The 12,474-nt window shown below is 29.9% G+C and carries 8 protein-coding genes and 1 pseudogene; 2 read left to right on the forward strand and 7 right to left on the reverse strand.

All coding sequences use genetic code 11. From position 1 onward, the window contains the following. Positions 1–6: 6 nt before the first annotated feature. From N5A56_RS13455 to N5A56_RS13475, 6 genes and pseudogenes are all read right to left on the reverse strand, one after another. Positions 7–2,232: a beta-N-acetylglucosaminidase gene (locus N5A56_RS13455; RefSeq protein WP_265725908.1), complete on the reverse strand. Its 2,226-nt coding sequence runs from the start codon at positions 2,230–2,232 to the stop codon at positions 7–9. A 19-nt stretch (positions 2,233–2,251) separates the two neighbouring features. Next, positions 2,252–2,377 (reverse strand): hypothetical protein, encoded by a 126-nt coding sequence (locus N5A56_RS13460; protein ID WP_265725909.1) that lies wholly within the window; start codon positions 2,375–2,377, stop codon positions 2,252–2,254. 84 nt (positions 2,378–2,461) lie between these two features. Beyond that, a pseudogene (locus N5A56_RS17755) lies at positions 2,462–2,683 on the reverse strand (DUF4091 domain-containing protein); the annotation flags it as partial. Next, complete coding sequence (locus N5A56_RS13465) at positions 2,574–4,016, reverse strand: glycoside hydrolase domain-containing protein (RefSeq protein WP_265725910.1); 1,443 nt, start codon at positions 4,014–4,016, stop codon at positions 2,574–2,576. The gene N5A56_RS13465 and the pseudogene N5A56_RS17755, both read right to left, overlap by 110 nt. A gap of 2 nt (positions 4,017–4,018) precedes the next feature. Then, entirely contained in the window at positions 4,019–5,638 is a 1,620-nt protein-coding gene (locus N5A56_RS13470) for a beta-N-acetylhexosaminidase (RefSeq protein ID WP_265725911.1), read from the reverse strand. Between the two features lie 15 nt (positions 5,639–5,653). Further along, positions 5,654–7,738: an alpha-L-fucosidase gene (locus N5A56_RS13475; protein ID WP_265725912.1), complete on the reverse strand. Its 2,085-nt coding sequence runs from the start codon at positions 7,736–7,738 to the stop codon at positions 5,654–5,656. 184 nt (positions 7,739–7,922) lie between these two features. On the opposite strand from N5A56_RS13475, the gene N5A56_RS13480 reads away from it, so the two are divergent. Together N5A56_RS13480 and N5A56_RS13485 are read left to right on the forward strand one after the other, a co-directional pair. Further along, on the forward strand, positions 7,923–8,273 hold the full coding sequence (locus tag N5A56_RS13480) for a hypothetical protein (RefSeq protein WP_265725913.1): 351 nt from the start codon (positions 7,923–7,925) through the stop codon (positions 8,271–8,273). Continuing rightward, entirely contained in the window at positions 8,174–10,531 is a 2,358-nt protein-coding gene (locus N5A56_RS13485) for a sodium:solute symporter family protein (protein ID WP_265725914.1), read from the forward strand. The genes N5A56_RS13480 and N5A56_RS13485 overlap by 100 nt, the downstream gene beginning before the upstream one ends. Before the next feature lie 1,168 nt (positions 10,532–11,699). Here the strand turns inward: N5A56_RS13485 and N5A56_RS13490 are convergent. Next, positions 11,700–12,473: a M15 family metallopeptidase gene (locus tag N5A56_RS13490; RefSeq protein WP_265725915.1), complete on the reverse strand. Its 774-nt coding sequence runs from the start codon at positions 12,471–12,473 to the stop codon at positions 11,700–11,702. Position 12,474: the final 1 nt, after the last annotated feature.

Consider the following 12,474-nt stretch of genomic DNA (forward strand, 5'->3'; position numbering starts at 1 on the left):
TAGAAATTACTTCAATAAAACCCAAAACTGATTTATCTTAAATGCTAAAACTTTTGAGGTTGCATTTATAACTCTAATATATTTTACCTTTTTATTGATGGATGCTTCTAAAGATTCACCTTTTTCTGAAGTTTTAATTGCAGACCAATTTGTGCCATTTGTAGAAGTTTCTACAATTAAATTTTTATAAGCAGTAGTTGATTCCGCTTTTAAAATCAATTTTGTAACTCTAATTTCTTCTGATAATTCAAAACCAAAATAATCTTTTGGAGCAATGTTTATAACTTCTAAAGGCGGATTTATTGCCAAAGTTCTATCTCTTAAAGTTACAGGTTGATTTCTTAATTGTGCAACATTTGTAAATAATAAATGTGGATTGTAATTAGCATCTACCTCTAAATTTTTACCAAATTCTTTATTATAAGCGTTTGTTAAATGCACAAAACTTTTATCAATGAAAGGAGCTAAAACCAAAGTCGCAGTTTTTATTCCTGGTTGATACGGATTCTGATTTTCTTCTCTATCAATTTTATACATCTCCGTTTTTATTGCCTTTAGAGCGTGGTAACTTCTTTCAAAATCTTTTGTGTTTTCTGATTTTAGTGCAGTGTGCATATTTAACATAGACAAACCAGATTGCCCTAACAATTGAAATTGAGCAACCCAAGCACCAATTTCATCTAACAATACAGTATTGTCTGTACTGTTTGCTAAAATGTAAGATGCTTCTACAATTGCTTGAAACTCTTTCTGAACTACGTTAAAGTTTTTAATTTCTCTATTTGCCTCTAAATCTTCTAAAAAAGCCCTTGCCTCTGGTGCAAAACTAACCGATTCTTTTCTTCTGTATCTGTGTCCATTTGGGCCTAAATCGCTATTGTGTTTTGCAAAAATTTCTAATGCATTATAACTTTCTGGCATCACTACTTTTAATGCTTCTAACCATTTTTTTTCTGGTTGATAGTTTGTCATATTCCAAGAATAATCTGCAACCCCATAAATTGCAATTTTAGAAGCTTCTGCATGTTCCATTGGGTTAGAAACAAAGCCAGACACATCATTAGCAATATCTTTTCCATTGCCATACGTTGGCCCTAAAAGCATATGGTTTCTCACATAGTCAGATACTGGAAAATTCCACCAAATAAATGCCTTTCTGTTTATTTCAGTATTAATCCAATTCATGGTTTCCTTATCAACATCGGCAACAACCGTATTTCCTGTCCACATAATTCTTATGGAAGGATCTAGTTCTTTTCCTAAAGTTTTTAAATAACCTCCTTCAGGTTTAGACCAACCTTTGTTATATTCTGTAGGGCACATAATTAAAGGTTTTACATCTTTTTTCTTTTTTATGAAATTGGTATGTAAGAAATTTAACAAACTTGCTTGCTGTTTTGGATTAGTGCCTTTACCAGAAATGTCATCAAAAAAAACAGCGAAAGCACGCACACCTAAATCATACATTAATTGAAACTTATTAAGAAGATTTTTTCGATCTTCATCATTCCATTTAATGTCTTTTCCAGGATGAATTGCCCAAACAAAATCCACATGATTTAATGCTGCTCTGTCTATTAATTTTTTTAATTGTGCTGCCTCGTTTTCTGGATAGGGTTTTCTCCAATTTGGCGAACTGTGGTAAGCATCGTCTTTTGGTCCATAAATGTAGGTGTTTAACTTATTTTCGCCATAAAAATCAATTTGTCTAATACGATGTTTAAAACTCCAAGGTGTTCCGTAAAAACCTTCTACAGTTCCTCTTGCAGCAACATCTGGATAATCTGTAATTTCTCCTAAAGGTATTTCTTTATGTTGCAATAATGCCAATAAAGTTCTTACACCATAATACGTTCCCCTAGCATCTCTACCAATTACCGTAATATTTTTATCAGTACTTTTAATAAAATAACTTTCTGCTTTTGCAGGCACTTTTCTTTTTAGCTTTCTAGAAATCTTACTATTCACATCACCAATAATTATCGAAAATCCTTTGGTATTTGTATTATTACTAGTAAAAAAAGTACTCAATAAATGATGTGTAGCTGTATCTATATTTTTTTGTTGAATATAAAAATCGGTAGGCATTTTTATAGTTCCTTTACTTACAAATTGTTGGGGTGTAGGGTTTATATTTAAGTTTTGGGCAAAACCAAAGTTAGATACTAAAACGAATGCAACTAAAAGAATTATCCTCATTTTTAAAGTTGATTTTTGTTTTTGACGATTCATAAAAGATGATTTTAAACGATTATTTTTCAGCGAAATTATTAATTGTATTTTTTACATCTTGTAACATCTTTTCTAAATCTATTGGTTTAGTAGAGGTGTTAAAAGTAGCCACTAAATTATTTATGGTTTCTAGTTCTGTTAACATTCCTTTTTTAGTAAACTCTTCTCTTAAAATCCTAACTTTTTCAGCATCTTGTATGCCTTCTCTTAAAGTTTCAAAACGAATAGAACTTCTGTTGTTTGGATATACAATATAAGTATCACCAGCTGGCCACGCTCTAAAACGAGAATCTTGTAAAGGTTTTTTCGTCCAACTATTATAAGACCAACGTAAAAAACCGTCAAAATTTGAGGCAATTGTGTACCAACCTATAAAAACACCTTCTGCAGGAGGTGAAAAGGTAAAGGTGTTTGGAAACTTGTCTGTACAACAAACATAATGCGTACTTATATATTTTTTCTTTTCGCTTTTTTAAATCTTCTTCATCTACAGGATGCCCAAAAGCCACTGACATATCTTTTAAATCATTAGGGTATAACTTATAGCTTTTATGATTGTCTGCAAAAGAAACTCCAAATTCTGGGGCATATTCATTTAGTAGTTTAAGCATTGCTTTCATTTCTTTCGGACCACGTTCATCCATAGCAATTCTTATAATTTTATTCCAACCTTTTGCCTCTAAATGTTTTTTAAATTGATTTAAAAATGGAATCCACAAATCTTCGTACTCTTTAGTTCCTGGTGCCGCTTTTATTTTTATTTCTTTGTTTTTTGCTTCATCAAAATAATAAAATTCATTTCCCCAAGGCACCATAGAATAACAACTAATTTGGTTTTTAACACCCAAATCTAGCATCATTTGCACCCATTTATCAAAAATAGAAAAGTTATAACTCCAACTGCCATCGCTTTTCTTTTTCCACTCAATCATAGATTCAAACTGATCAAAAGTTTGTCCACCCCAAGGTCTTTTATTTAAAGAAACGGTTATAACTTTTTGACCTGCATTTGCCAATCGTTTCATTATGGGTTTTAACAATTTCCAATGTTCTTTAGACCAAAGTTTTACATTATGAAAACGAGCCACTGCAAAAGGGTTTTGCCACATATCTAAATGGAATTTCCAATCGGTTGCTGGTGGTAAAACTTTATCAATTACTTTTATTTTAAAATCAAATTTTTTGGTTTTCTGACCTTCAATTTCGATTTTAAAAGTGCTTGTATAACTTCCTGCTTTTGCATTTGCTGGAAGATCAACAGTTATCCAAATGGGTCTTGTTTCTTTGGCTTTTATAGCGTAAGAATTTATTGGCTCTAAAATATCCGCTGCTAAAGAACTAGCATAATTCTCTGGTTTTCTATAGCCACAACCATTTCCAAACTCGTCTGTAATTACATATTTTACAAAATTTATGCTTGCAATGTTTTTTGATAAAGTTTCTCCTGTATCAGATTTAAAATCTGAAATTCTAGTTTTCACATTTGTTAAAGAATCATTACTCCAAAGTACTAGTTGTGTAGAAATACGTTCGCCTTTCCAAGCAGTTGCTGTAAAAGAGGTTTGTTGCTTAATTTTAGGAATTTCACTTCTTACAAATCTATTATTTGTAGAAGTAACAGAGGCTTGCAATCCTTTAGGAACTGCAGCCCAATTTTCAGTTGTTTTGGGTGATGGATCTTTTGGTTCTTGATAGGTTGTTGCAACTGTAAAACTTTTTTGTTTTTTACAACTAAAGTGTAACATTAAACTGCAGAATAAAAAGATTTTAATAATTAGTTTCATTTTTATTCTCTATAATAATTGATACCTAAACTATCCCAATGTTTTTGCATTTTTTTTAGGGCAATTTTAAAATCATCATAATTTTTATTCTCTAAAGAAGTCCAACCCACTTCTGCATAAGCAGCAATTCTTGGATATGTTTGTCTTTCTACATCTGGATTTGTTGGTGTCCATTCACTCCACATTTGGCAGCCTAAACCATAAATATTTTTGTGGTAGTTTTCATCTAAACCATTAGGAATTGGGTTAAAATCATACGCTTTTTTTAGAGGAATACTTTTATAATTGTAATCTAAATAAGTGCTACTATGTAAAGAATTTACAATAGAGTATCCTTTTTTTGCAGCATCTGTTAAGAGTGCTAAATCTCCTTTCCAAAAATGAACAATGGCATTTTTAGCCAATTCAGTTTCTGCTTCTTTATCGTTTTTCTTTTCACCAAAATCTTTGTGAATATTTTTACCAAGAATTTCATTCCAACCCATCATTCTTCTTCCATTTTTTTCTATATATTTTGATATATTATTGGTAAAATTTATCTGTAAATCTGCAGGAGTTTTAATGTTATTCTCTTTCATATATTTCTGAACAGATTTCGATTTCTCCCAAACTTCATAACCCACTTCATCACCACCAATATGAATTACATCCGAAGGAAAAAGTTGAAATAATTCTGATAAAACATCTTTTATAAATGCGATTACTGCTGGTTTTGTAACATCATAATTGTCATATAATCGTCCGAATTTTACAGGTACATCTATATCTTTACCAGCAGTTCCTAACCAAGTATAAGCAGCAATTGCTGCACTAGAATGCCCTGGCATTTCAAATTCTGGAACTACCTTTATATTTTTGTTTTTAGCATAAGCAACTATGTTTTTTATCTGTTTTTGCGTATAAAAACCTCCATGAGGTTTTCCAGCAGTTTTACCACTTTTCCACGTTTCAATTTCGCTATCTTTTCTAAAAGCACCAACTTTGGTTAAAAGCGGATATTTTTTTATCTCAACTCTCCAGCCAGCATCATCAATTAAATGCCAATGAAAGGTGTTCATTTTCAACAATGCCATTTGATCTAATTGTTGTTTTACAAATGCTTCTCCGTGAAAATAACGCGATTCATCTAACATATAAGCTCGCCATTTAAAACGCGGATTATCTTTAATGTGTATAGCAGGAATTAAATGTTTTATGTGTTCAGAATCTTTTGTTTTTTCTGTTGATAAAAGTTGTTTTAAGGTTTGAACAGCATAAAAATAACCAGCACTGTCATTGGCTAAAATGGTAATTCTTTTAGGAGTTACTTTTAATTCATAGGCTTCTGATGTTAAATTTTCGTCATTTGTAAAAGATATGATTGCACTTTTAGTATCTGAAGTTTTTAGTGAAAAATCAATTTTACTTTTGATAAATTTTTTTAAATCTTCAACAGCAATTATTTGAGCTTTATCATCTGAAAAAATAGTTTGCCCATTTTTAAAAGCAAAAGAATTCTTCTGTAATATAATAGAAGTTGGTTTTGGCAAAATTGCGATTTCAGAAGGTAAAAAAGACCTGTTTTTTTCTGCACAATTTACAAACGTAAAAATTGTTAACATGGCAATGAAAGTATATTTCATAGTTCTATTTTTAGATTATTTTGTGATGATACCCAATTCTGCAATAACAGCAGTATTTTTATCATCCATTATTTTATCAGCAATTATTTTAATGTATTTTACAGATGCTTGTTTTGTAAATAAAACTTTCTGTTCTATTGGGTTAGCTTTGATGTTAGAAAATTCTCCTTTCGCTAATTTTTTCCAATTTTTCCCATTTGTACTACCATAAAAGGTATAATGTGTAATTACGCCAGAAATCCATCTGCTTTGAGTTGGTGTGTATGTAAAACCTTTAATAGTTGTTATTTTTCCTAAATCAATTTTAGTATTAGATAATTTTATTTTATTAGCAGACCAATTTGTAAAAGGGTTGTCATCAATAGCATTTTGGCTAAATTGTTTTCCTTTTGAATCTGTTATTTTCCAAGCTTTTTTACTAATATCCAATGTTTTGGAAATTACATCACTTTTTCGATTGGTTTTGGCATCTAAAGTAAATGCTTTTATAGTTGTAGGAGTATCAACATAAAAAGGATTTTTATATGTTGTTGATGTAGTTGTTGGTGTGTTTCCGTTTAAAGTATAAAAGATAGAAACGCCTTCTTCAGGAACATTTAGGCTTACTTCTCCCTGCTTATTTCTTGTAATCTTAGGCACATCAACAATTAAAGGTGCATTGTAAACGCTAATATTAGAAATTAATGGACAGGCTTTTGCATCTTCTATATTGACTTTAATTTTAGTTGCTTTTACAGTTTTAAAGCGTAAAATACGTTTGTAGCCAATAGTAGTTTGGTTGTCAATTAATTGCCATTTACCATCAATTTCAGCTTCCAAAGAAAATTGTTTTACTCTTTGACCTAATTTTATATATTCTTGAATTAAAAATCTGTTGAATTCTGTAGGCTCATCAAAATTAATGGTAATTGTTGCTTTTGTAACTTCATCATCAGTTGCCCAATACGTTTCTTTATTTCCATCAACTGCATTGTTAGAATCATAATCAGCAGCCTTTCCACGAACATTTGTTGCCAATGTTTTGGCATTTAAAATTAAATTTTTGGCAAAATCTTCTTTTAATTGAGTTGTTAATTTTTTTAATTGTTTTTCATCATTTTCGTGAACCAAACCTCTTCTGTCTACAGGAAGATTTAGCAATAAAGAGCTGTTTTTTCCTACAGAATTATAATATATATCTAGTAGTTGTTTTAATGTTTTTACTTTATCATCTTCAGATTTATGATAATACCAATTTGGGCGAATAGAAACATCTGCTTCTGCTGGTACCCAATGTGTACCATTTTCTTGACCAGCTGCATAGTCTTTAAAATTAGGCATTCCTCCATAAATGGAATCTCTTACTAATGGAGACCAAGTTGTGTTGTAAGCAAAACCGTGTTCGTTTCCAACCCATCTTGCATCTGGGCCATTATTGCTCCAAATAATAGCATTTGGTTGTAATTTTATTATGAGTTTATTGGTGTTTTCCCAATCATAATAATTTTTTTTGTCTACTTTTCTAAATTCTTTGGCACCTCCATAATAACCATCTCCACCATTTGCACCATCAAACCAAACTTCAAAAATATCGCCATAATTAGTTAAAAGTTCTGTTAATTGATTTCTAAAATAAGTTATGTATTCTGGTTTGCCATAATCTGCACGATTTCTATCCCAAGGAGAAACATAAATGCCCATTTTAAGTCCAAATTCTTTACAAGCTTCTGCCAATTCTTTTACCAGATCTCCTTTTCCGTCTTTCCAAGGAGAGTTTTTTATGGAATATTCTGTGTATTTAGAAGGCCATAAACAAAAGCCATCATGATGTTTGTTGGTTAAGATTAAGCCTTTCATTCCTGCTTCTTTTGCCACTCTTGCCCATTGACGTACATCTAATTCTGTTGGGTTAAATAACTCTGGAGACTTATCTCCATAACCCCATTCTACATCTGTAAACGTATTAATACTAAAATGGATAAAGCCATAATATTCCATTTCTTGCCAATCCATTTGAGCATTACTTGGTATTGGTAATACTGGTTCTGGAGGCGGAATAGAATTACAAGATTGAAATAAAAATAACAGAAATACAATTCGAAATATAGTTTGAATTTTCATTTTACAGGATGTATTTTTTACTAGTTTTACTATTTAAAAACAATAAGATATGCAATTTACAAATTAATATGTAGTACATAATACATTTCATTATATTTTATTAACTTAGCCAATCAATTTTAACTTGTTTTTTTGATGATGAAAATTTAGTTGAAAATAAATGTACTAGTTAAACTATTTCAAAATGAAAAAATTTCAGAATACAGTAATTTTATTCCTATTTATTTTAGCTTCATTTCAATCTTTTGGGCAAGAAATTCCCAAATTAACAATTACCGATTTTTCTGATTTACCTGCTGCTAAAGTTGGCGAAAAATCTTTTGGTTATGCAGGTATGTTAGGAGGACATCAAAAAGATGTTTTCATAGTTGCTGGAGGTGCAAATTTTCCTGAAGGATTGCCTTGGGAAGGTGGAAAAAAATATGGAGTAATGAAGTGTATATTTTTGAAGATGGTAAATGGCGATTATCAGCAAAACAATTACCAATTCCTTTGGGTTATGCTGCATCCATATCTACCAAAAAAGGAATTTTAACCATTGGAGGGAATAATGCAGATACTATTAGTGATAAAGTTTTGTGGATTACCTATAATACTTCTGCAAAGGAGATAGAAGTTTCTGAATATCCAAAATTACCAGAACCTTTAGCTTTTGCATCCGCAGTTTTAGTTGATGATTTTGTGTATGTTGTAGGAGGTAAAAATAAAGAAGGAAGTACAAATTCTTTTTATAAATTAAATTTAAAAACAAAAGATAAATGGGAAAAACTAACAGATTTCCCAGGCTTACCAAGAGCATTGCATACAGTGGCTGTTCAAGAAACCAAAACGAATAAAAAAATATTTGTACTTGGAGGTAGAAATGAAGTTGCAGGGAAAAAATCTGAAACGTTAACATCTTATTTATCTTATGATTTAAAAGAAAATATTTGGACAAATGAAGGTGACCTTAAAATTGATGGTGCATCTAGAGTTTTAATGGGAGCTTCTGCAGAAACTATGGGGTCTATGCACATTATGGTCTATGGTGGTAGTGATGAAATACTTTTTGATGAATTAGAAAATATTGGTTTAAAATTAAAAACGACCGAAAATGATTCTTTGGTAAACGTACTAAAGACTAGAAGAAATAAAATTTTAAACAATCACAAAGGTTTTTCTAAAGATGTTTTAGCCTACAATACCATTACTAAACAATGGTTTTTATATGATGTTTTGAAAGAAAAAATACCAGTTACAGCACTTTCTTTTAAAAAAGGAGATGATTTTGTAATGGTTTCTGGAGAGGTTTCACCAGGAATTAGAACAGCAAAAGTAACCTCTTTTAAAGTAGCAGATGCAGCACATCCATTTGGTGTTTTAAATTATACAGTTTTAGCACTTTACTTATTGATATCTGTATTAATTGGTTTGTATTTTGCCCGTAAACAAAAATCAACAGAAGATTATTTTACAGGTGGAGGTAGAATTCCTTGGTGGGCTTCTGGTTTAAGTGTATTTGGTACATTGCTTAGTGCCATTACTTTTATGGCAATACCTGCCAAAGCTTTTGTTACAGATTGGTCTTTTTTCTTTTTAAATATCACAGCAATTTTAATAACACCAGTTATTGCGTTTATTTTTATTCCGTTTTTTAATAAGCTTAAAATAAAAACGGCTTATGAATATTTAGAAGACAGGTTTAATTATACAGCGCGTGCTTTTGGTAGTTTGTCTTTTATACTATTTCAATTAGGTAGAATTGGTATTGTGCTATTATTACCTTCTTTAGCAATTTCTATTGTAACTGGTATTCCTGTGGAAACTAGTATTTTAATAATGGGAATATTGTGTATTTTCTACACCACTTTTGGAGGAATAGAAGCTGTTATTTGGACAGATGTAATGCAAGTTGTTGTACTTCTGGGAGGTAGTGTTTTAGCTGTAGTTTGGATTATGTTGCACACAGAAACTTCTTTTGGTGATATGATAACTTATGCTTCAGACAGAGATAAATTTAATATTGCCAATTTCGATTTTAATTTTACACAATCTACTTTTTGGGTAGTTTTTATTGGTGGGTTAGCTTCTGCAATGGTAACACAAGGAACAGATCAAACCATAGTACAACGTTTTTTAACAAGTACTAGCGTTAAAGATTCTCAAAAAACTTTATACACAAATGCAGTGTTAACACTACCTGCAACTATTATATTTTTTGGTATTGGTACACTTTTATTCATCTTTTATACAGAAATGCCAACCAAATTATCGCCAGCTATTTCTAATAACGACTCTATTTTTCCTTGGTATATTGTAAGAGAGTTACCAATTGGAGTTTCAGGTTTATTAGTAGCAGGTATTTTTTCTGCAGCAATGTCTAGTATTAGTAGTAGTTTAAATTCGGTTTCTACAGCATATTGTAATGATTTTCATTCGCATTTTAAACCAGAGGTAAAAGATAAAAGATTACTAAAAATTGCAAGATTAGCAACTATGGTTACTGGAGTTTTAGGTGTATTATTAGCACTTTGGATGGCAAGTTCTGAAATTAAATCACTTTGGGATCAGTTTTATCGTTTTTTAGGTTTATTTACTGGTGGTTTAGGAGGAATGTTCCTTTTAGGAATGCTTACCAAAAAAGCCAATGCAAAAGGGACTTTAACTGGGTTAGTTTTTAGTGCAATTATTATATGGTATATAAGTGTATTTACAGATATTAGTTTTTTAATGTACTCATTTTTTGGAGTGGTTTCTTGCTTTAGTTTTGGGTATATTTTTAGTTTATTTTTTAGCGAAAAAGCAAAAGCCTAGAGATGTATCTTGTTCTTTTTAAGATATTAAAAGACTTGGCTTTAGTATAATTTATATTTGTTAAATTAATAATATCTTTAAATTCATACCAAGCAGAAAAAAATTACTGAGCTACATCTATTTAAATCTACAAATATTTGAATCTACAAAAAAAAGGACGTAAAGGTTTGCGTTTTCAAAATATGATAAATTAAGGCTTCAATTTTTAAAAAAATAGGAGCCTTATTATTAAAAATAGAGTTGCATTTAGCATATTCTTATCTACCTAAAAAATCATTAATAAAAACACCAAATATGTTACCTAACAATGCTATTTCTTAGTTAGAACTTACGTTAAGTACCATGTGTACTTTCCGCCATTGAGTTTGATGATGGAAAATCATTTGTTGTTACTGTTTTTGAAAGATAATTGCCTGTTAAAATTTTAGCTACGCTTAAATCAATATAATTGTTTTTCAAATTCATAAAGATATTATAGAATAACTAAACTCGGAAGCTTTGCTTAAATTCTCATCTTATTATATTTTCTTCTTAAAAAAATTATAAAAAACATTAATATATATTATTACATTTGATATATAAATCTGTATTTATTTTTTAGTGGTAATAAAAAAACAAGCTAGAAAATTCAATTTCTAACTTGCTTTTTTTAATCTAAAACGTTTTTTCTTCTCCTCATCCAGATAAACATTAGTTGACATGCGTCACTAATCATTCTAGATACTAACTGATTTGAATAATCTCTTTCGTCCATAATTTATATGTTTTAATATTATATAAATAAGGCTATTCATATTAAAAAAAGACCCAATATTTTTACCATTAAAAGCTTAGTATTATCAAAATATAAACAAACCATAAAAATGTAAAGAGTATATCTAAACCAATTATTTTTTTGACTTTTCTTAAAATAAGAAAGCTACCAATAAACTTCATCAAAAATAATATCAAGAAAAAATTAAAATAAACTTGTGATAGTGGATTGATGAGGTTCTTATTTTCAAAAGCTAATAATGATTTAAAATCTCTTGTGATTCCACAAGTTTTACAAATTACATTGTATTTCTCTTTGTAATAACAAGAAACATCTATGATTTTAAAGATGATTAATGCAATCAGAAAAAAAACAATTAACGAGATATTTACAACCAAATAAATGTTAGCATACTTATTTAAAGTTTGTTGAGATTCCATTAACATAGTTTTTGATAATATTCAATTCTTCTGCAAACTCAGACCCTTTAAATCTTTCTATATCTTCCTCTGTAATGTTTTTATTATAATAGTTTAAATATTGCTTCGCTAAAGGCATAAAAGACCAATGCCATTTCTCCATATTGTATCCAGTTATTCCTTTGTCTTTCGAAGTATAAACTTGATGGAATCCATACTTTTTAGCATTGTTTTTTAACCACTCGTATTCTTTTTTTCCTCTTCCTTTATCAAAATAACTGTTGTTGAGGTTGCTGAGGTCTAGATCTGTTCCCCAATGATGTCTTGAAGTTGATGGCATGGAACTATATTCTAAAATTTTCTGTGCTCTTTTTATTGGAGATAAATTATTGTACTTCTTCCATTTTCTTTCCCAAATACTTTTCTGCTCATAAAAATTACGGGTGCCAGAAATGATTCTTAGATTAATATTATCCGCTTTTGCAGCCTCATACATTTTTACAAGTGCATCATAAACTTCTTTATTGAGGTAAATTGTTTTTGAAGCATGTAAATTTTTAACTTTAACAAAAGAAGTATCTTTTCGGTAATTGAATTTTCCTAGCACAAAATTTTTATCAATATCTATAGCTTCAACAGCTACTTTACTTTTCTTAATAGTATCTTTAGAAATTATTGGGGTTACCTTTTTGCTAAACTCTTTTTTGTTTTTACCTTCTTTACAAGAAATAATCGTGAAGCTTATCAATACATATAGAAAATACCTCATC

This window comes from Polaribacter ponticola (genome assembly GCF_026191475.2).
In the GTDB taxonomy this organism is placed as follows: Bacteria; Bacteroidota; Bacteroidia; order Flavobacteriales; family Flavobacteriaceae; genus Polaribacter; species Polaribacter ponticola.

Coding starts and splice junctions, on each gene's coding strand:
- N5A56_RS13455 (WP_265725908.1), bottom strand. CDS start 2,232: ATGAATCGTCAAAAACAAAAATCAACTTTAAAAATGAGGATAATTCTT.
- N5A56_RS13460 (WP_265725909.1), bottom strand. CDS start 2,377: ATGTTAACAGAACTAGAAACCATAAATAATTTAGTGGCTACTTTTAAC.
- N5A56_RS13465 (WP_265725910.1), bottom strand. CDS start 4,016: ATGAAACTAATTATTAAAATCTTTTTATTCTGCAGTTTAATGTTACAC.
- N5A56_RS13470 (WP_265725911.1), bottom strand. CDS start 5,638: ATGAAATATACTTTCATTGCCATGTTAACAATTTTTACGTTTGTAAAT.
- N5A56_RS13475 (WP_265725912.1), bottom strand. CDS start 7,738: ATGAAAATTCAAACTATATTTCGAATTGTATTTCTGTTATTTTTATTT.
- N5A56_RS13480 (WP_265725913.1), top strand. CDS start 7,923: ATGAAAAAATTTCAGAATACAGTAATTTTATTCCTATTTATTTTAGCT.
- N5A56_RS13490 (WP_265725915.1), bottom strand. CDS start 12,473: ATGAGGTATTTTCTATATGTATTGATAAGCTTCACGATTATTTCTTGT.